Below are 19,531 nucleotides of genomic sequence, written 5' to 3'. Positions count from 1 at the left end.
AACGTAATTTTGATCCATAACTTCTAATAGGTATGAGCGTTATATACATTTTACTGACCATCAGCATTATAGTTGCTGTCATTTTTTTTATCGCCTTTATTTTTGCAGTAAAGAGTGGCCAATATGATGACAGTTATACACCATCAGTGCGTATGCTTTTTGAAGATGAATTAATAAAAGAAAAACCAAAAAAATCAAAACTAACTAATCAAGAATAATTTTTACTATGGAAATGCAACAATTTTATTACGATAATAAAATCGTCAAAAAATTCCTTTATGCCACCATGTTTTGGGGCTTTATCGGGATGTTGGTGGGCCTATTACTGGCTTTCTTATTTCTTTTCCCAAATCTTACAGACGGAATTTCATGGTTGAGCTTTGGAAGATTGAGACCCTTGCACACCAATGCAGTGATTTTTGCCTTCGTGGGGAATGCCATTTTTGCCGGCGTTTATTACTCGTCACAGCGTTTGCTAAAAGCTCGGATGTTCAGTGACGCCTTAAGTAATTTCAACTTTTGGGGGTGGCAATTGATCATTGTTGGTGCTGCTATCACGCTTCCATTAGGGTTTTCATCTTCAAAGGAATATGCTGAATTGGAATGGCCATTTGATATTGCCATCGCTGTGGTATGGGTGGTTTTCGGATGGAATCTTATAGGAACCATCTTAAGAAGAAGACAACGCCATTTATATGTGGCAATTTGGTTTTACATCGCCACATTTGTAACTGTTGCTGTCCTCCATATTTTTAATAGTTTGGCGGTGCCAGTAGGCGCTTTCAAAAGTTACTCAGTATATGCAGGTGTTCAGGATGCACTGGTGCAATGGTGGTATGGACATAATGCCGTGGCGTTTTTCTTGACAACACCTTTCTTGGGCCTTATGTATTATTTTGTGCCCAAAGCGGCTAACAGGCCTGTGTATTCTTACCGTCTTTCCATAATCCACTTCTGGTCCTTAATTTTTATTTATATCTGGGCAGGACCGCACCATTTGTTATATACAGCCTTACCGGAATGGGCACAAAATTTAGGGGTTGCCTTTTCTGTAATGCTCTTGATGCCTTCTTGGGGCGGGATGATCAACGGACTCTTAACACTTCGTGGTGCTTGGGACAAAGTAAGAACTGACCCTGTTTTAAAATTTATGGTCGTTGCCATTACAGGTTACGGGATGGCCACCTTTGAAGGGCCACTGTTATCTCTGAAAAACGTAAATGCGATTGCGCATTATACCGACTGGATTATTGCTCACGTTCACGTTGGTGCCTTGGCATGGAACGGATTCTTGGCCTTTGGTATGATCTATTGGTTGATTCCACGTATGACAAAAACTAAACTTTACTCTGTTGGATTAGCTAACTTACATTTCTGGATTGGAACTTTAGGGATTATTATGTATGCCCTTCCATTGTATGTGGCAGGATTTACCCAAGCCAGTATGTGGAAACAATTTAATCCTGACGGCACCCTTGTTTACGGTAACTTCTTAGAAACTGTTACTGAAATTATGCCAATGTATTGGATGCGTGCCATTGGTGGTACCCTTTATATTACGGGGATGATTGTGTTAATTTACAACGTTGTCCAAACCATTAGAAAAGGTAGCGAAGTTACTGATGACCTTGCTGAAGCTCCAGCATTACAACGTGTTTCCAAAAAACGAGTTGCTGGTGAACATTGGCACAGTTGGTTAGAGCGTAGACCAATTCAATTGACTATTGGAGCTACGGTGGCGATACTTATAGGAGGTATCATACAAATTGTACCAACCATTATGGTAAAATCGAACATTCCAACAATCAGCAGTGTCAAACCTTATACGCCTTTAGAACTTGAAGGAAGGGATCTCTATATCCGTGAGGGTTGTGTAGGTTGCCATTCTCAAATGGTCAGACCTTTTAGGGATGAAGTTGAGCGCTATGGCGAATTCTCAAAAGCAGGTGAATTTGTGTATGACCATCCATTCCTTTGGGGAAGTAAACGTACTGGGCCTGATTTGCATAGAGTTGGAGGCAAGTATTCTGACAATTGGCATTTCAACCATATGTATGACCCTCAAAGTACCTCATCAGGATCGATTATGCCAGCTTACAAATGGTTAATTAAAAGCGAATTGGATAAGTCAAACACAGAAACCAAAATGAGAGCTATGGTAACCTTGGGTGTACCTTACACTGATGAGGAGATTGCAAACGCACAGCAGCACATGGCAGCACAAGGTGAGAAAATTGAAGAAAATCTATATTCTGACCCAGACTTTGTGGAATCATATGAAGCCGATAAGAATAGTAGCGGCGCAGACTTCGTAGAAATGCGAAATCGTGAGATTGTAGCCATAATTGCTTACTTACAGCGCTTAGGAACTGATATTAAATTACAAGATTTAGAAACCACACAAAACTAAGAATCATGCTAAAATTTGTAAAAAACCATATGGACAGTATTGCGGGGATAGAAATATACCCGATGATCTCATTACTTATCTTTTTCATTTTTTTCGTTGCCCTTTTTTATTGGGTGATTACCGCAAAGAAAGATTATATCAAAAAAATGAGTGATATTCCTTTAGACAACGAAAACGAAACTACACTATGAGAAACTTAATCCCATCTTACGTCAGGGTACCCTTAATATTCTTAATTATTTTCGGACTCATTGAATTTTTTGTCGATGCTGGCAATGAACCTGCATTTATGAAATACCCCGTGATCATGCTTTTCCTTTTACTGGTAGTGCTAGTTCTTCTGGCTATTGAAGCCATTGTTGGTGCCTTAGAGAATGTGATGTTCCAGAGCTTGGATGAAGCAGCTCAAGCACGGTTTTTAGCAACTAAAAAGTCACCTTTACGAATTGTGGAATGGGTTAAGAATACCTACAAAAAAATGTTGGGCTCAAAACCTATGGAAAAAGAAGGCGAAATTGTGCTGGACCACAATTATGACGGCATCAAAGAACTGGACAATGATCTTCCGCCATGGTGGCTTTATGGGTTTTATGCGTCCATTATTTTTGCCTTTGTGTACATGTTGCGCTATCACGTTTTTGATGGAGAAAATCAATATGATGAATTACAGACCACATTAGCGCAGGCCAAAGTGGAGCTGGAAGAGTATAAAAAAACTGCAAAAGATATGGTTGATTTCAATTCTGTAATTGTTTTAACCGATGCTGCAGATTTATCAAATGGAAAAACCATCTATGAAGCTAATTGTGTGGCATGCCACATGGCAGACGGCGGTGGTGGAATTGGGCCTAACCTCACTGACAAGAATTGGATTTTAGGTGGTGGCATCAAAAACATATTTAACACCATTAGTGAAGGTGGACGTAATGGAAAAGGAATGATTGCTTGGAAACAAACCTTAAAACCTAATGAAATGGCTCAAGTATCAAGTTACGTAATGACCTTTGAAGGTACAACGCCTGCAAAACCGAAGGATCCGGAAGGTGAAATTTGGACAAGTGAAAATGCCCCAAAAGACGCTATCCCCACTGAAGCTATTGAGAACAAAACCGATGATGTAATTAGCGTTGAAAAATAACCTCTTAACTATTTAAAAGTGCGCACTGGAGTACTTTGAACATAGTCTTAAGATCATAAACAAATATCTTGGAAACACCAGATAACGAAAGCTTTAGAGACACCATAGGCACACTTACTGAAGAAGGTAATCGCAAATGGGTATTTCCAAAAAAACCCAGCGGCAGATTTTACGACTATCGCAAGTGGGTCAGTTATGTACTTTTGGTCTTTTCTTTTATTGGCGCCTTTTATTAAAATAAATGGCAACCAGTTTTTAATGTTCAACATCTTGGAACGCCGTTTTAATATTTTAGGCTTTCCGTTTTGGCCTCAAGATTTTTATCTTTTTGTCATCTCCATGTTGATCGGTGTTATTTTCATAGCATTGTTTACGGTGGCTTTCGGACGTATTTTCTGCGGATGGATATGCCCTCAAACCATTTTTATGGAAATGGTGTTTAGACGCATTGAATATTGGATTGATGGAGACCGAGGTGCCCAGATGCGTTTGGATAGACAGGAATGGAATGCTGAAAAAATAAAGAAGCGTGCCTCAAAATGGACCTTGTTTTTAATCATCTCATTCATTATTGCCAACGTGTTTTTGGCTTATGTGATAGGCAGTGACAAATTGATCAGCTATATTGTTGAAGGCCCAACAGCTCATGCCAGTACATTAATATCTCTTGTTATTTTTACTGGTGTATTTTATTTTGTGTTTGCATGGTTTAGAGAACAGGTTTGTATTATAGCTTGTCCTTACGGAAGGTTGCAAGGCGTTTTGTTAGACAATAAATCTATCATTGTGGCCTACGACCATAAACGTGGAGAAGCCGAAAATGGCAGAAAAAAATTCCGCAAAAACGAAGATCGGGAAGCACTGGGTCATGGGGATTGTATCGATTGTTTCCAATGTGTAAATGTATGTCCAACAGGTATCGATATTAGAAACGGTACACAATTGGAATGTGTCAACTGTACCGCATGTATTGATGAGTGTGACCATATTATGGAAAGTATCAACCTTCCAAAAGGTCTTATCAGATATGCGAGTGAAGAAAATATTGAAAAGAAAAAGAAATTCGAGTTTACACCACGACTCAAAGGCTATTCTGCTGTGTTATTCATTTTAACAGGTCTTTTGATAGGCATGTTAATGTTAAGAAATGATGTAGAAGCACGAGTACTGAGACTTCCTGGTCAATTGTTTGAACATAAGGAAGACAATATTATAAGCAACGTGTTTACCTATAAATTGATCAATAAAACCACTAGGGATATTCCAGAAATCAACTTTAAATTGAGAACTTATAAAGGCACCATTATATTGGTTTCTGCTGAAGATCGCTTTACCGTTCCAAAACAAGGTTTGGCAGAAGGCACCTTGTTTATTGAAATTGATCAAAGTGAATTAAATTCAGACAAGAACAAATTGATGATTGAGGTTTACAGTAACGATGACTTGATTGAAACAACAACCGTTAACTTTTTAGGACCTAGAAGTTATAAGTAATAGAATTTTTGAAATTGAGAAATCAATAAAGTAGAATTTGAAGTTCAAATTCAAGTTCAAATTTAAAAAAAAAGGATTATGAAATTCAATTGGGGTACAGGCATTGTCTTAGCGTTTATAGGCTTTATAAGCTTTATATTATATTTTGTGATTTCCATGACCATCAACAAAAAGTATGAGCATGATATGGTCACAGAAAACTATTACAAGCAGGAGTTGCAATTTGAAAATGAGCTCAACAAACAAAGAAATGCTCAGGCATTAGAAGAAGATATTACATATACGCGTGCTGATAATGGAATAGTCATTACGTTTCCTGAAAACATGAATCCATCAGACATTACAGGTAAAGTGTTCCTATATAGACCATCTAGTAAACAATTAGACTTTGAAAGTATAATTTCATTGTCTGACCATAATTTGCTCATACCTGACAAACGTTTAGTAGGTGGTCGTTGGAACATTAAAGTAGATTGGCAATATAACGGAAACTCCTATATATTTAAAAAAGATATTACGTATTAGATGCTATGGTCTGCACTCATATTCGGTTTATTGGGAAGTTTCCACTGCGTAGGCATGTGTGGACCAATCGCCTTTATGTTGCCTGTTGACCGCACAAATTCTACCAAAAAAGTATTCCAGATTTTCACTTACCACTTCGGACGCATTTTAGCCTATAGTCTCATCGGGCTCTTCTTCGGCTTGGTTGGGAAAAGTCTTTATATTTTTGGTCTTCAGCAACAACTCTCTATCGCTATCGGCGTTTTGATGATCGTTGTGGTGCTCATTCCTACAAAAACCTTCAACAAATATAACTTCTCAAAACCTGTTTATAAACTTATTTCTAAAGTCAAATCGTCTTTAGGACAAGCACTAAAGAAAAAAACGGCAGATACCTTTCTTACCATTGGTTTCCTTAACGGATTTTTGCCATGTGGCTTGGTTTATATGGCGGTCTTTGCATCGTTGGCTATGAACGGTGCCTTGATGGGCAGTTTGTATATGGCTTTATTTGGTATCGGGACCATCCCGTTGATGACTTCCGCTATTTATTTAGGTAAATTCTTAAACACTAGTATCAAGCAACGCATTCAAAAAGCTATTCCTATATTTGTGGTAGTTATTGGCATCTTGTTTATTTTACGCGGCATGGGCCTTGGCATCCCTTACATCTCTCCTGCCCCTGTGGCTGAAATGGCTCAAGGCACCATAGAGTGTCATTAAAACTTCTCAAATAAAAATATATATTTTATTACGGATAATTTTGTCCGAATTAATATTTGTGTTATCTTTGCGTCAATTAAATCATTAACCTATGTTTTCTAAAGCTTGCGAATACGGTCTTAAAGCGTCTATCTATATAGCGTCTAACTCTTATGACGGTAAGCGTGTGAGCCTAAAGGAAATTGCAAAAAAGATCGATTCACCAGTAGCATTTACTGCAAAAATCTTACAAGACTTAGTCAGACATAAGATTATAAGTTCTGTAAAAGGCGCCTATGGCGGATTTGAAATCGCTAAAAAAGACATCTCATCCATCAAACTCTCGCAAATTGTCAATGCCATTGATGGAGATAGCATATACAATGGCTGCGGATTAGGGTTGCATGTGTGCGATGAAAATCACCCTTGTCCTGTACACGACCAATTTAAGACTATAAGAAATCAGTTAAAAGATATGTTGGAAAACACAAACCTTGAACAGCTGGCACTTGATATCAAATCTGGTGTGAGCTTTTTAAAACTGTAAAAAAAATTTGAATATAAATAGGATATTTTTATCCGAAATAACTTTTGTCTAATTAAAAACACCCAAACAAATCCTTGTGTTAAAGGATGGGAAAAAATTATGGAAACATTACATAAAGATTTACAAAAACAAATCGGCCAATTTGTGGCTGAAGATTTCAGAACTGCAGCCGTATTTTCAAACTATGGTATCGATTTTTGCTGTAAAGGCGATAGAACTGTTGAAGAAGTATGCGCAAAAAATAAAATTGATGCCGATGAATTGTTGGACAAACTTTCAGCAATCCAAAATTCTAAAGGTGAGCAATCCATTGATTACAGATCATGGCCATTAGATTTATTAGCAGAATATGTTGAGAAAAAACACCACCGTTATGTTGAAGAAAAAATACCTGTATTACGCCAGTTTTTAGATAAACTTTGCAAAGTGCATGGACAAAGACATCCGGAACTTTTAGAAATTACAGCCCTTTTTATTGGATGTTCAAAAGAATTGGCATCACACATGAAAAAAGAAGAGCTTATTCTTTTTCCTTTCATCAAACGTATGGTTGAAGCAAAAATTGACGGCGTTAAAATTGAATCCCCACAATTTGAAACCGTTGAAAACCCAATTGCAATGATGAAAGATGAACATGAAGCTGAAGGCGAACGTTTTGAAGTGATAGCGAAATTGACTAACAACTACACGCCTCCCGCTGATGCTTGTAATACGTACAAAGTAACCTATGCTATGTTGGACGAATTTGAAAAAGACCTGCATGTGCACATTCACCTAGAAAATAACATTTTGTTCCCAGGAGCTATCAAGCTGGAGCAATCTTTTAAATAATTTTTATTTGGTTTTGATTGTTGAAGTTACACTTCCTTTTCGTTACTTAATCTGCTGCGAGCTCTTATCTATTTCTATGAGGGAAAAATTAGCATCAGTATATTGAGAAACGATGGGAAGTGTTCTTTCTATCAATAATTAGTAACTTTGTACTGCCAAATCTAAATTAGATGCAAAAGAAACTCATTGGTGTATGTCTTATCAACTTTTTGATAGCCGCTTTAATGGGTTTAACATTGCGTTACTTCTTTGTACACCCGGTAGCATTTAATTTCAGGTATTTGACGCATGCACATTCTCACGTTGCAATGCTGGGCTGGGTATATTTAATGTTGTACCTTCTGATTGTACATTATTTCATTCCCGAGAAAAAACCCATTTACAACAAGTTATTTTGGTTGACTCAATTTACCGTAGTCGGCATGATGATTAGCTTTCCTTTTACAGGATATGCGGCCGTTTCCATCACTTTTTCATCCCTCCACATTTTCTGTAGCTATTATTTTGTGAGCCTGGTCTGGAAAAACCATAAGGTTACCTCCCCTCTTGTCCGCTATTTACTCAAGTCGTCTTTGGTATTTATGGTCGTATCGACTATCGGTGTTTGGTGCCTCGGTCCTGCAGCAGCAATTTTGGGACAGGCTTCGGCCTTTTTTCAAATCGCGATTCAATTTTTCTTGCATTTTCAATTTAATGGTTGGTTTATGTTGGCCGTATTGGCCGTGTTTCTGCACCAATTCCCTATCGATAACCAAGCCTTGTTCAAACGGTTTTTCAATACGCTTATCGCCGCTACCGTTCTTACCTTTGCCTTGCCAGTTAGCTGGTTTGCATTTCATCCGCTATTGCTTTATATCAACGGACTGGGCGTTTTATTGCAACTCTTGTCCGGCTATTATTTCATACTGTTGCTCAAACCGTATTGGCCAAAATTTTGGTCAGGAATTTCAAACGTGACCAAAGCGATGTACACTCTGGCATTGGTATCTTTTATCTTAAAGATTATTTTACAAACGGCGTCTATTGTGCCCCAAGTTGCTGAAATGGCACACCAATACCGTAACTTCGTTATTGGGTTCATCCATTTAATGATGTTGGGTGTGATCAGCGGATTTTTATTTGCCTTTTTATTGCAGAACTATTCAAAATCTAAAAACACTAAAAGCCTCAGTTTTGGGATTTACGCCTTTATATTAGGGTTCGTCTCCACAGAAGTATTACTCATCCTACAAGGTGTCTATTACTTTTTAGGACTGGGGATGTTGCCACACTATTATTTGATCCTGCTGTTATGCAGTATCTTGTTGCCTTTGGGCATCTTATTTTTCATTTTAAATCTCAAAAATTATGACACCAAAACCTTTAAAACGACATAAAGCACTTCAACCTTTGAGCAGAGAGCACCACCAGGGCCTTTTACTGTCTTGGAAAATTAGAAGTGGCTTCAGCAAAAACATCGAAGTAGAGCGCATCAAAACCTATGCAGATTGGTTTTATGAGAACCATTTAATTCCGCATTTTGAACTTGAAGAAACCCATATTTTTCCAATATTAAATGAAGACCATGAGTTGATCAAACGCGCGTTAGCAGATCACAGACGCTTAAAACGCTTGTTTACTGATGATGAAGACACGCTTAAATCCCTTCACAAAATTGAGGAAGAATTAGAACAACACATTCGTTTTGAAGAACGCGTCCTTTTTCCAGAAATCCAGAAAGCCGCTACCGAAGACCAATTGGCCCTCATTGCCGATATTCATCATGAAGAAGGCTTTGTGGACAAATTGGACGACGAGTTTTGGCGTTAGTTTACTGGATGATGTAGGACATATTCATATAAAAGTTTCGGCCCTGTCTCGGGATATTATTCCAATCGGCATACGTAGAATAGGTGGTATCCAAAATATTTTCTATACCGTATTTTAGGACAAATTTATTGTCTTGAATAGTCATTTCATTTCCCAGGTTGAGATTTAGAACAGCGTATGATGGCGTTTCATCTTCGCCATAAAAACTGCTGTAGTGACTTTGATTTCCATTCCCTTCCAATTGAATGGCGGCATTGAATTGTTTTGCGGAATAATTAACTTCTGCCAAATAGGAAATCGGTTTTATCAATGGCAAGTTTTTGTTATTACTGCCGCTTCCATAATTATAGCCCACGGTTCCATTAACTGAAAATGCGGGCGACAATTTATAAGATGAGTTGACATACACATCAAATATACTGGCATTGTCAAGCGCGTTATATATGCGGACCCCATTGGCACCAATAGTCATTGGACTCAAGGTTTGATCAATGCTTCCAATAATATAATCCATGATATAAAAATAAGAAGTCTCCACTCCTAAATGAAAATCCCCATCGTGGTAGTTGGCTTGAAAATTAACCTCGAAAGCTTTCTCATTATTTAACGTTGGGTTTCCGATATAGTCATAATTATCAAAACTATTGTAGAGGAAAAATCCGTAACCTTCACTTACAGATGGTGCTCTTTCACCATACCCGGCACCAAAAGACACATCATAATGATGTTTTTTGAACTGGTAATTAGCTGTGAAACTTGACAACACTCTGTTTTTAGTATCCCCAATTTCGGGATAAAAAATTTGAAGACTTTCCAAACCTGTTTCTATGGCTATTTTATTTTGATGAAACCCAACGCGCATGGCTGCTGAAATGGAGGCATTGTCATTAAATGCATACACATCTTTGGCATAAATACCAGAATATAGTGTTCTTATATCAGGCCACGTATACATAAACATTGCAGACTGGTTGGGATCATTTGGGTACATGGTCATTTCTGCCAATGAGCGATTGTAGAATCCGTTGAGATTGACTGAAAGTACGTGTTTATTAGCGTTCATTGACGCTTTACTATAAAATCCGTAAGTGTCGCTCCACCCTGGCATATCCATCTGAATAGGCACATCAGGACGTTTGGAATCGTCCATAATATGCGTAATGGTGTTGAAATACAGTTTAGATTCTAAAGACTGTACAAAGGTCGAATCATTCTCATACTTATGGGTGACTGCTGTGATTAGAGCTTCAGCAAGTGAAACATCCATAGGCAACGCAGGATAACCAACATCTGTAGCTTTGTCATAAATAACAGTGGCTTCCAACGTATGTTGATCATTCAATTGATACCCACTTTGCAGGGATATGTTATATTTATGGAATTGTGAATACAATACTTCTTGACTGTTACCAGCATCATAATTATCCGACTTCCGATAAATACCATCCGCATTAATGTAAAAACGGTTCCCAGAATATTCAAGGTCCAAACCTCCTGTTTTATAATTGCCGTTGGTTTCGTAACCCAAATCGATACTAGTTTTTAATCCAGATTGGTGAAATTTAGAATTTGGCAACTGCAAATCAATCCCCCCACCAATGGTGTGTCCATTTTCTGAACCCGATTGCCCAGAACCAACGCTTACTTTCTGTAAATTGGATACATCTACATAAGAGGTAATCGGATCCATTTTATCAGTACACGCGCCAAAAATTTGCATGCCATCAATAGTCACGTTCAAACGCTCACTGTTCATGTTGTTCATGGACGGTTCCCAAGCGTAATTACCACGTTTGATCATGGTAATTTTATTCGACTTTTCTAAATAATCATCAATACTTGACAAGGTTTTTTCCTGACGGTAATTGCTTAATTTACGTCTGCCAACCAAAGTGATTTCATCCAATTTGGTCGTATCTTTTTTAGTAGTATTGATCTCTTCTTGAGCGAACGTAACTCCGCTAAAAAGCACCCCAATCATCACTATAATGAGCTTTTTCATTGTTGTAGTTGTTATAAAGCTATCTTATCTGTCAGTTCCGAAATTTCGGAAGAGAATAATCTCAGTTTGAAATGGTTTCGACTGCGCTCTTCCGAGATTTCGGATCTGACAGAACAAAGTGTTTAGATAGCTTAATTAAAAAAGAATGGGTTAAAATTCGAGCTCCAAATAGAGTGAACTTTTCGGATTTTGTTCAGTAACATTTTCCCCTTTGAGGACCTCATCAGCAGCGTTCAACAATTTCAGATTAAGCACCCAATAGCCTGTCATGGTTAAGGACAAATTACCCTCATATAGTCCATCTGTCATATTATAGGTCAAATCTGTATTGTTTGGAGAACTGTGATTTCCCATGCCTGGCATACGCGGATCCAAGGTCATTCTAAAACCCTCAACCTTTGGAAAGGACATCATGGTTTCCATTGTGTACAACCCAACTTTCAGCGTGTTAATCCCTATTTTAGGATCTTGCGGTTCCACTATAGCCATAAGATAGCGCTTACCGTCTGCACCCATAAAACTGGTCACATTTTGGTACTCACTTTGCATCACAACAATGTCTGAACTGGCCATATAATTAGTGCCATTAATGGTATAATTTATGGTTAAAGACCATCCTGAACCATCAAGATTGGCCATTTGGTAAACGATAAATCCGTCGTAAACCGTCTTCTTAGCCAGAGCTTTTGAAATATCAGATTTTGGAGCGGAATGTTGCATCGTCGGCATCTGCATCACGGGCATCCAAGATAATGTCGCATTTGTAACATAAGTGTTGGCAGCATTATCTTTTATGCGGATACTTATGGCATTATAGCCTGTTTTAAATGTGCCAGAAGCATTGAACAGTTCAATGGTATGCGTGGCATTGGTCAGTTCTTTAATTTTGACAAGATCTTCCACTTCATTAATTATTGGGTCAGTATCGTCATCAGTAGAACATGAGAGTGTCAATAGAGCGACGCAAAGAATTGGGATGATATATTTTAGTTTCATTTTTTTTGTGTATTTGGTTTAAAATAAGCTTATAACTTCCTGCTCGCTTGTTACTAACAAGCTAGAAAAGTAAAACCATAGGTTTTTTTATACCGGAAAAAATTAACTAAAGTTTGGTGGTGGCGTTTCGATGTCCTGATAGCGAAGGATAATGCGCTGTGTATATTCAAAAGGCAAATTTTGAACCCTAGCAATAATCTCATTTTGGGCTTCTGTTAGCTCTGTTTCAAACAAACAAAAGGCATCTAAAGACATGCGTCTGGTTTCTTGCGCTGGCAAGTCGGTGTTGGAATCTGGCGTGCTTTGTTTAATTTGTTTGGTCAACTGACATTTACCATTACAGCCCTGTTGATTATCTTTTTGCACGCACAAATTTTTTGCTATGATTGCTTGATTTACCATGAAATCACCAATAATCACTAGGGTATTGATATTATGTGCAAATAATATAAACACCAAAACAAAGGCCGTGATTTTATGTGCAATGGTTGCAATCATACTGCAAATTTAAACTTTCGATGCTGAGTTGTATATGACAATTATCAGCATCATGCTACAATCTCATGAAACTTAAAAATCTTTTTTCTTCGAGGTTATGGTCATGCGCAATACGGGTAGAATTACCCATAAAGACAGGGCGATAAAAGAAACAATCAAGCCGTAATTGGTTCCGAAAAATTGTTTAAAAATAGCGCCTGTGTAGCCTAACAACGCAGAGATATCCAATTTCAACAAGATTAAGGTTCTAGATAAATCTATCGGATTGAGCATGGTACCAATTAAGGACACTTTATCTAAAGGATAATCTTCAAAGCCTATCAAGACCATTAAAAAAATCCCATCATAGATAACCCCTAAAAAGAGCCAAAGCAAAATTGCATAGCCAAAACCTTTTATTTTATTTTCATTGGACAAAGCAATATTAAACGCCAAGGCTGTAAAAATCAGGGTCAGAAACGTGCCAGTAATCAACAATAAAGAAAAATCCCAAATGGCACTACTTTCAAACAGGCCATAAAACACGAATGGTAATCCCAGTCCCAATATCAAGCTCATGGATAAAGAAATGGCAACGCCTAAATATTGACCCAAGAATATGGAGGATCTTTTTAATGGCTGTGCCAAAAGTAATTCTGTAAATTCTTTATTATTGTAATAATACATCACTCCAAAAATAGTTCCTATCAAAGGAACTAATATTATAATGACATTCATGAGGGTGATGACCGCTTTTGACAAATCGTTATTTAAAAACAACAATACGATGCCAAGCAAGAGGTAGAACGCAAAATAGACGTAACTCCAGCGGCTGCGCATCAGGTCATAAAAACTGTATTTTAATATTTTAAGCATGGTTTTCGGTTAAGATGGACGCAATAGCATGTTCGAAATCTGGCTGATCGGTCTTGGTTTTTAATTCGGATATGGTGCCTTTAAAGTAAATTTTACCTTCTAAAATAAAGACAATCTCATCTGACACTTCTTCAACAAAACTCATAATATGAGAGGTGATCAAGATGGTTTTTCCTTTTTCTTTTTCAGCTTGGATCAAATCTTTTAATCGGAGCATTGAAATAGGATCCAAACCAGATGTGGGCTCATCCAAAATTACTATGGGACTATCAAACATGAAGGTTAATACCAAATTCACTTTTTGTTTCGTGCCTCCTGAAAGCGTGCCCAGTTTTTTATCCAAAAAGGGCGTCAATTTGAACAGCTCTATCAAGCGTTCATCTTCATGGGTCGGTTTTCTTAAATCCTTGATCATTTTGATCAATTCCTTAACTTTTAAATTACTTGGGAAATTCGCTATTTGGGGTAAATAATCAATTTTATGACGGTATTCTGAATTCTTTTTGATGTTTTTGCCCAATACTGAAATCTCTCCCTTATCAGGAATGACCATTCCCAAAACAGATTTGATCAAAGTGGTTTTTCCAGAACCGTTTGGTCCGAGGATTGCGAAAATTCCGCCTTCGCTAATGCTCAAATCCAACCCGCTTAATACCTGCTGCTTTCCGAATTTTTTATATAAACCTTTTATTGTTACCATGTGACTTTTTTCATTAAGGGGTTATTGTCCAACAAATCATCTGGAGTGAATACAGGCGATACTTTTTCGGAAAAATCGATAATATCTATAAACATGCTTCGCAATAAAATGATGGTTTCCGGCGTACGGTTCACGATATACGAAAATAATTTAACCGGCCTGAAAGGGATATCTCCAATGCCGTTTTTATTTAGGTCGTAACCCGTATAATTACTCCAGTAATTACGATCGAAGGTATTGTCGTTGACGTTACTATTGTAGGCCATATCAAACGAGTTATATAGAAAATTATTTTCGGTAAAAGAATTCTCATAGCAAGCGCCACGTACCTTGATGGCCCAACCATTGTTGCTAAAATTATTACGCTTATAAATGATCCTGTTTGAGCCTTCTATGTTGATGCCGATTGTATTGTCCTGAAACGTGTTTCCAATGATTTCAGCATCGTTGATTTCTTTGAGCAGCATGCCATAGGATGCACTTCCCCAATTATCCTTAAACAAATTATTATACATTTTTATCCGTTTGGAAAACATGACGGCCACACCTGCACCATTATTTGAAAATTCATTGTCTTGATACACATCGTCATTGGAGAACATAAAATGAAGTCCGTAGCGCACGTTTAAAGAACTGAGATTGTTTTTGATGGTACAAAAATCAGAAAACTCCAGATAAATGCCGTCCCTTACATGCTGAACGATATTATCCTCGATTTCCACATTTTTGCTATACCATAATTGGATGCCATTTCCAGAATTATATTCTTCCACTGCATCGCCAATAATCTTATTATTTAAGATTTTTCCATCGCTTGATCTTTCGATATAAATTCCGAAAAACAATCTTTCAAGAACTAAATTTTGGATCAAAAAATTCTTGCTGCGTTGCACTCGAACTGCAGCATAATCTTCTGTATAACTGGTTCCTACATTCATAATATGTAATCCATCGACGGTAACGTTATCGGATACAATGGTGATGATTTCACCTTTATTTTCGCCATCAATCACAGGATAATTTTTTCCGATGATGGTGAGTGGTTTATCTACAACAACGTTATGCTCTCTGTATGTACCCTTTTTAACCACAATGGTATCAAAGTCCTTGGCTTTGGCTAAGGCTGCTTTTATAGAGGAGATGGGACAGGTTTTACATACTTCCAAAGTTTGGGCAAGAGCTAAATCCATCATTAAAATGACTGTCAAAAAAACGACTAACTTTTTCATGTTGTTACTCTTTAAGATGTGATAGTAACTCTTCCCACGAATAAAGATCGCCCTCTTTATCAGCTTGCACGTTTTCAGCATCGGTTTTTTTCTCAAAAGCTGAAAGAAAGGCTCCCATAGGACTTGGAATATTTTTACTGATCAAAAATGTGGCCTTTTTGGCATCAATCAAAGTGCCTGGTTCTGAATAATTATTGGAGAGATAGAGTTCAATTTCTGAACTTTCAAATTCCTCCATAAAATTGACCATGCATTCTGTAGCATCAAATTTATAAGCTTTATTTTTTTTGGTTAACAATTTCTGCCGCATGCGTTTTATCTACAATGGTCATTTTGCAATAACTGCATCCATCGCTGCCGTAGTCTATGGGCTGTGGAGATGCATTGCAACCTAACATTAATAGTAATAATGTCAGAATTGAAATGTGTTTTAGTGTTTTCATGATTTTAGTGTTTTTGTAAGAACAGCGTTTACTGTGTGGTCCTCTTTAAGCTTGCTCTTCGTCCCAACCAAAACGCTACAAGCGTTAAGGACATCCCTACAAACATAAGGTACCCTCCTATATGAGGCCAAGAGTCCACATCAAAATTTAGTAGTTTTTGATAGCCGATTAAAGGCGGTTTGTAGCTCATGGGAGTTCCGTCAGGATTCGTAACTTTGATAATGGCATTGGGGTCGAGATTACTTCCATAATCAATTAACCAATTATTGAAATCATACATTCCCGCAACACCTAAAGCAGTCATTAAAATAAACCAACCTAAAAAGAACTTATAACTTACTTTATTAAAAAACCCTAAAATTCCAATAACAACACCTAAAATAGACATGCCAAGAATAACTTTAGGAAAAACAGAAAACTCCCACATCTCTTCGGGTTTAGGAATTGTTTTCATACCAATATAGTGGTTGAGGCCATCTATATTTTGAAGGTCGAACTCATCTACACCTTGAATACCAGTTATATAAATATCCATTCCTAAAGGATCGGGATATTGTGGGGCTCCGAGCATGATATTCCATAAAGGATATTTGAAGAGTCCGAGTAAAAGCAATGAACCGATTATCATTATAATGCCAGCCGTTTTCATCTTTTAAAGATTTAATGTTGAAATATTGAATTAAGTACTTATTGAAAAGTTACGAGTGTTTTAAATAAAGAAAGGCGAGAGCGAAAAAAAACAACCCTCGCCTTTCATAGGAAAATAAACACTAAACAAAATCTCCCTAATATTATATAGTCTAAAATTAATCACCCAAAGACCAAGATAATTCCAAGTTAGAGTCTGCTGGTGATACACGAACGTACCCTTGCATCTCTTGATGTAATGCAGAACAGAAATCTGTACAGTAAAATGGCCACACACCTACTTGTTTTGGTTCCCAAGTCAAGGTTCGGGTTTGACCTGGCATGACCAACAATTCAGCTGTATTAGCGCCAATCACAGCAAAACCGTGAGGGACATCAAAATCCTGCTCCAAGTTGGTGACGTGGAAAAATACTTTATCACCTACTTTAACACCTTCAATATTATCTGGTGAGAAGTGACTACGGATCGTGGTCATGTAAATGTGTACATTCTTACCTTCACGAACCACTTTGGTATCCGCATCACTCAATGCTTTTCGAGGATGTTCATTTTCAGCTAATCTGTAAATTTTTCTGGAATTCTTCATGATTATCTCGGCTGGAATTGCAGCTGCATAATGCGGCTCACCATGCGTTGGGAAATCTAAAAGCAATTCCATTTTATCACCTGAAATATCATACAATTGTGCAGAATGCTCCATTTCTGGACCTACTGGCAAATAACGATCTTTTGTTATTTTATTCATGGCAAACATGTATTTACCGAAAGGCTTACGAGAGTTTCCTCCAGGAATTGTTAAGTGACCTACAGAATAGTATGTTGGTTTTCTATCTAACACTTCCCAAGTACCTAATTTCCATTTTACAACTTCAGAAGAAATAAAGAAGGTGGTATAAGCATTTCCTTCACCATCAAACTCTGTATGTAACGGTCCTAACCCTGGTTGCTCTACAGAACCTGCCAAGACGTCTTCAAATTTTAAGATTGGAATACCGTAAGCATCGCCATCAAATTTCTTCTTCTCAATAGCATCTAACATTTTGGTAAAGGAGTGTACGGTTAAGTTAGCCGATAATTTACCATTACCCACAATATATTCTCCAGTTGGATCTACGTCACAACCATGAGGCGATTTAGGCGTTGGCAATAAATAAATAGCTCCTGGAACTTCTGCAGGATTCACCACACGTACTTCTTTTTTCATAGTAGATGTAGCCATATGCGTAGCCTCATCATATAAGTTGTGCGCATAATTAGCTGGCATCATGGTACCACCACCATTATTGACGTACTCTTCAATTTTTTTCCAGTTGATCGCTGCAATAAAATCTTTATCATTTTGGGAGGCGTTCACCTCTAACAAACTGTTTGCTTCTTCTGTATTGTATGTGGTAAAGAAGAACCAACCGTGAGATTTTCCACGTCCAGGGTGCGACAAGTCATAATTAAAACCTGGCATTAATATTTGGAATTTGATGTCCATATGCCCATGTTCTGGATCAACAGAGATAAAGGATAAAGCCCCTTTGAAGTTTCCTTTGTAGTCTTTAATAGGCATATCCTTTTGTGGCACTGGAACAGAAAAACGTGTTCCTGCAACCACATATTCAGTATTCTCTGTAATAAAAGAGGAACTGTGGTTACCAGCACTATTTGGAACTTCAATAATTTCTTCAGTTTCAAACGTTGTCAAACTAATTCTAGCAATACGCGGCGTGTTGTTTCCGTTGATAAAAATCCAACGGCCATCTAACTCTCCATTAGTTTGTGAAATGTCAGGATGATGTGAATCGTCCCAAGGTACAAAACCATAAGACGTTTCTAACATTGGTTTTGTCTCTTCAGAATAGCCATAGCCATTTGTTGGGAATTGAGAGAAAACCGGAATCTCCTTAAACATTCGTCCTGAAGGTAGTCCATAAACGGTAATGTTACCACTATACCCACCTGACATGAATGCATAATGCGAATCGTACTCGCCTGGTGCCACATATACCTTTTCAGCAACATTACTTGCCAAAGCGCCCGATTGACCATTTGATTTGCCCGAATTATTACAACTCGTAAAAGCGACCAAAATAGTTACCAGGGCAACAGTTGTTTTTAAAATATTTTTCATTATTTATAAATTTATGTTAGTGTCAATTATTATTCTTTTGGAGGTAGTAATACCTTATCAATAATGTGTACAATGCCATTACCTGCAGGCACACTAGCCAGTATCTTTGCGCCACCTATCATTGGCTCTCCATCTACAATTTCTATCTGCACATCCTGATTATTGGCTTGTCCTAATTTTTTGAATTTCATTAAAAATTCTTTAGAATAGTTACCAGGCGTTACGTGGTATTTCAAGATATCAGCCAAAGCATTCTTGTTTTCTGGTTTCAATAAATTCAGCACGGTACCTTCAGGTAAGGCGTCAAACGCTGCATTGGTTGGCGCAAATACCATTAAAGGACCCGCATTTACCAAGGAATTCTCCAATTGTGCGGCTTGAACTGCAGCCACCAAGGTGGTGTGATCTTCTGAACCCATAGCAATTTGCAAAACGTTGGGTTTGCCAACGTCACCTTCAATAAAGGCTTGACCTTGTCTTTCACTATTCGTTGTTTCAACAACATCGGTTTCTGTGTCGATTTTATTCTCTTGAGTATCCTTGCAGGACATAAAAGTCACTACAAAAACAGCAAGGCTTAAAAGTTTAAGGTTGGTTTTCATATG

Annotated in this window: 21 protein-coding genes and 1 pseudogene; 11 read left to right on the top strand and 11 right to left on the bottom strand. The window is 37.6% G+C overall.

The features are described 5' to 3' along the window. Positions 1-32: 32 nt before the first annotated feature. The 11 genes and pseudogenes from ccoS (at position 33) to A9996_RS09215 (ending at position 9,435) form a co-directional block, all read left to right on the top strand. A complete protein-coding gene (gene ccoS, locus A9996_RS09265; RefSeq protein WP_066433571.1) occupies positions 33-218 on the top strand; it encodes a cbb3-type cytochrome oxidase assembly protein CcoS in 186 nt (61 codons plus the stop codon). A gap of 8 nt (positions 219-226) precedes the next feature. Next, positions 227-2,410 (top strand): cytochrome-c oxidase, cbb3-type subunit I, encoded by a 2,184-nt coding sequence (gene ccoN, locus A9996_RS09260; RefSeq protein WP_066433569.1) that lies wholly within the window; start codon positions 227-229, stop codon positions 2,408-2,410. 5 nt (positions 2,411-2,415) lie between these two features. Continuing rightward, positions 2,416-2,601 (top strand): cytochrome C oxidase subunit IV, encoded by a 186-nt coding sequence (locus tag A9996_RS09255; RefSeq protein ID WP_066433566.1) that lies wholly within the window; start codon positions 2,416-2,418, stop codon positions 2,599-2,601. After that, complete coding sequence (locus A9996_RS09250) at positions 2,598-3,548, top strand: cbb3-type cytochrome c oxidase N-terminal domain-containing protein (protein WP_066433563.1); 951 nt, start codon at positions 2,598-2,600, stop codon at positions 3,546-3,548. The genes A9996_RS09255 and A9996_RS09250 overlap by 4 nt, the downstream gene beginning before the upstream one ends. Positions 3,549-3,616: 68 nt before the next feature. Continuing rightward, positions 3,617-5,042: pseudogene (ccoG, locus tag A9996_RS09245) on the top strand (cytochrome c oxidase accessory protein CcoG). Between the two features lie 78 nt (positions 5,043-5,120). Beyond that, positions 5,121-5,567 carry a FixH family protein gene (locus A9996_RS09240; protein ID WP_066433558.1) on the top strand — a complete coding sequence of 149 codons (447 nt, stop codon included), beginning with the start codon at positions 5,121-5,123 and terminating at the stop codon, positions 5,565-5,567. After that, positions 5,568-6,269, top strand: coding sequence for a sulfite exporter TauE/SafE family protein (locus tag A9996_RS09235; protein ID WP_066433550.1), 702 nt, complete (start codon positions 5,568-5,570; stop codon positions 6,267-6,269). A gap of 91 nt (positions 6,270-6,360) precedes the next feature. Then, the gene (locus tag A9996_RS09230) at positions 6,361-6,795 is read left to right on the top strand and encodes an RrF2 family transcriptional regulator (RefSeq protein WP_066433548.1); all 435 of its coding nucleotides are present in this window, start codon (positions 6,361-6,363) and stop codon (positions 6,793-6,795) included. Positions 6,796-6,894: 99 nt separating this feature from the next. Further along, complete coding sequence (gene ric, locus A9996_RS09225; RefSeq protein ID WP_066433545.1) at positions 6,895-7,626, top strand: iron-sulfur cluster repair di-iron protein; 732 nt, start codon at positions 6,895-6,897, stop codon at positions 7,624-7,626. A 170-nt stretch (positions 7,627-7,796) separates the two neighbouring features. Beyond that, entirely contained in the window at positions 7,797-9,002 is a 1,206-nt protein-coding gene (locus A9996_RS09220) for a hypothetical protein (RefSeq protein WP_066433543.1), read from the top strand. Then, on the top strand, positions 8,974-9,435 hold the full coding sequence (locus A9996_RS09215) for a hemerythrin domain-containing protein (protein ID WP_066433541.1): 462 nt from the start codon (positions 8,974-8,976) through the stop codon (positions 9,433-9,435). Before A9996_RS09220 ends, A9996_RS09215 begins: the two co-directional genes overlap by 29 nt. A gap of 1 nt (position 9,436) precedes the next feature. Here A9996_RS09215 and A9996_RS09210 read toward each other — a convergent pair whose 3' ends face one another. From A9996_RS09210 to A9996_RS09165, 11 genes are all read right to left on the bottom strand, one after another. Further along, a complete protein-coding gene (locus A9996_RS09210) occupies positions 9,437-11,437 on the bottom strand; it encodes a TonB-dependent receptor plug domain-containing protein (RefSeq protein WP_066433535.1) in 2,001 nt (666 codons plus the stop codon). Positions 11,438-11,587: 150 nt separating this feature from the next. After that, on the bottom strand, positions 11,588-12,433 hold the full coding sequence (locus tag A9996_RS09205) for a hypothetical protein (RefSeq protein ID WP_066433532.1): 846 nt from the start codon (positions 12,431-12,433) through the stop codon (positions 11,588-11,590). Positions 12,434-12,535: 102 nt separating this feature from the next. Beyond that, positions 12,536-12,931: a hypothetical protein gene (locus A9996_RS09200; RefSeq protein ID WP_066433515.1), complete on the bottom strand. Its 396-nt coding sequence runs from the start codon at positions 12,929-12,931 to the stop codon at positions 12,536-12,538. A 72-nt stretch (positions 12,932-13,003) separates the two neighbouring features. Then, a complete protein-coding gene (locus A9996_RS09195; protein WP_066433513.1) occupies positions 13,004-13,786 on the bottom strand; it encodes an ABC transporter permease in 783 nt (260 codons plus the stop codon). Next, positions 13,779-14,486 carry an ABC transporter ATP-binding protein gene (locus A9996_RS09190; RefSeq protein ID WP_066433511.1) on the bottom strand — a complete coding sequence of 236 codons (708 nt, stop codon included), beginning with the start codon at positions 14,484-14,486 and terminating at the stop codon, positions 13,779-13,781. The genes A9996_RS09195 and A9996_RS09190 overlap by 8 nt, the downstream gene beginning before the upstream one ends. After that, positions 14,480-15,715, bottom strand: coding sequence for a nitrous oxide reductase family maturation protein NosD (locus A9996_RS09185; RefSeq protein WP_066433509.1), 1,236 nt, complete (start codon positions 15,713-15,715; stop codon positions 14,480-14,482). Before A9996_RS09185 ends, A9996_RS09190 begins: the two co-directional genes overlap by 7 nt. 4 nt (positions 15,716-15,719) lie before the next feature. Then, complete coding sequence (locus A9996_RS09180; protein WP_248912337.1) at positions 15,720-16,013, bottom strand: nitrous oxide reductase accessory protein NosL; 294 nt, start codon at positions 16,011-16,013, stop codon at positions 15,720-15,722. Beyond that, on the bottom strand, positions 15,994-16,158 hold the full coding sequence (locus A9996_RS20555; RefSeq protein ID WP_248912336.1) for a hypothetical protein: 165 nt from the start codon (positions 16,156-16,158) through the stop codon (positions 15,994-15,996). The genes A9996_RS09180 and A9996_RS20555 overlap by 20 nt, the downstream gene beginning before the upstream one ends. A 28-nt stretch (positions 16,159-16,186) precedes the next feature. Continuing rightward, positions 16,187-16,807: a hypothetical protein gene (locus tag A9996_RS09175; protein ID WP_066433507.1), complete on the bottom strand. Its 621-nt coding sequence runs from the start codon at positions 16,805-16,807 to the stop codon at positions 16,187-16,189. Positions 16,808-16,964: 157 nt separating this feature from the next. Beyond that, entirely contained in the window at positions 16,965-18,926 is a 1,962-nt protein-coding gene (gene nosZ / locus A9996_RS09170; protein ID WP_066433504.1) for a Sec-dependent nitrous-oxide reductase, read from the bottom strand. Positions 18,927-18,955: 29 nt separating this feature from the next. Further along, entirely contained in the window at positions 18,956-19,528 is a 573-nt protein-coding gene (locus tag A9996_RS09165; protein ID WP_066433500.1) for a fasciclin domain-containing protein, read from the bottom strand. Positions 19,529-19,531: the final 3 nt, after the last annotated feature.

The sequence above is a fragment of the Gelidibacter algens genome (genome assembly GCF_001678675.1).
Lineage (GTDB): Bacteria > Bacteroidota > Bacteroidia > Flavobacteriales > Flavobacteriaceae > Gelidibacter > Gelidibacter algens.
This window is presented reverse-complemented; position numbering and strand designations above follow the sequence as displayed.

What these genes read in the sequence shown, in the direction of transcription:
- A9996_RS09190 (WP_066433511.1), bottom strand. Translation starts at nt 14,486, where the DNA reads ATGGTAACAATAAAAGGTTTATATAAAAAATTCGGAAAGCAGCAGGTA.
- ccoS (WP_066433571.1), top strand. Translation starts at nt 33, where the DNA reads ATGAGCGTTATATACATTTTACTGACCATCAGCATTATAGTTGCTGTC.
- A9996_RS09240 (WP_066433558.1), top strand. Translation starts at nt 5,121, where the DNA reads ATGAAATTCAATTGGGGTACAGGCATTGTCTTAGCGTTTATAGGCTTT.
- A9996_RS20555 (WP_248912336.1), bottom strand. Translation starts at nt 16,158, where the DNA reads ATGAAAACACTAAAACACATTTCAATTCTGACATTATTACTATTAATG.
- A9996_RS09250 (WP_066433563.1), top strand. Translation starts at nt 2,598, where the DNA reads ATGAGAAACTTAATCCCATCTTACGTCAGGGTACCCTTAATATTCTTA.
- A9996_RS09230 (WP_066433548.1), top strand. Translation starts at nt 6,361, where the DNA reads ATGTTTTCTAAAGCTTGCGAATACGGTCTTAAAGCGTCTATCTATATA.
- A9996_RS09165 (WP_066433500.1), bottom strand. Translation starts at nt 19,528, where the DNA reads ATGAAAACCAACCTTAAACTTTTAAGCCTTGCTGTTTTTGTAGTGACT.
- A9996_RS09220 (WP_066433543.1), top strand. Translation starts at nt 7,797, where the DNA reads ATGCAAAAGAAACTCATTGGTGTATGTCTTATCAACTTTTTGATAGCC.
- A9996_RS09175 (WP_066433507.1), bottom strand. Translation starts at nt 16,807, where the DNA reads ATGAAAACGGCTGGCATTATAATGATAATCGGTTCATTGCTTTTACTC.
- A9996_RS09210 (WP_066433535.1), bottom strand. Translation starts at nt 11,437, where the DNA reads ATGAAAAAGCTCATTATAGTGATGATTGGGGTGCTTTTTAGCGGAGTT.
- nosZ (WP_066433504.1), bottom strand. Translation starts at nt 18,926, where the DNA reads ATGAAAAATATTTTAAAAACAACTGTTGCCCTGGTAACTATTTTGGTC.
- A9996_RS09200 (WP_066433515.1), bottom strand. Translation starts at nt 12,931, where the DNA reads ATGATTGCAACCATTGCACATAAAATCACGGCCTTTGTTTTGGTGTTT.
- ric (WP_066433545.1), top strand. Translation starts at nt 6,895, where the DNA reads ATGGAAACATTACATAAAGATTTACAAAAACAAATCGGCCAATTTGTG.
- A9996_RS09195 (WP_066433513.1), bottom strand. Translation starts at nt 13,786, where the DNA reads ATGCTTAAAATATTAAAATACAGTTTTTATGACCTGATGCGCAGCCGC.
- A9996_RS09235 (WP_066433550.1), top strand. Translation starts at nt 5,568, where the DNA reads ATGCTATGGTCTGCACTCATATTCGGTTTATTGGGAAGTTTCCACTGC.
- A9996_RS09255 (WP_066433566.1), top strand. Translation starts at nt 2,416, where the DNA reads ATGCTAAAATTTGTAAAAAACCATATGGACAGTATTGCGGGGATAGAA.
- A9996_RS09205 (WP_066433532.1), bottom strand. Translation starts at nt 12,433, where the DNA reads ATGAAACTAAAATATATCATCCCAATTCTTTGCGTCGCTCTATTGACA.
- ccoN (WP_066433569.1), top strand. Translation starts at nt 227, where the DNA reads ATGGAAATGCAACAATTTTATTACGATAATAAAATCGTCAAAAAATTC.
- A9996_RS09185 (WP_066433509.1), bottom strand. Translation starts at nt 15,715, where the DNA reads ATGAAAAAGTTAGTCGTTTTTTTGACAGTCATTTTAATGATGGATTTA.
- A9996_RS09215 (WP_066433541.1), top strand. Translation starts at nt 8,974, where the DNA reads ATGACACCAAAACCTTTAAAACGACATAAAGCACTTCAACCTTTGAGC.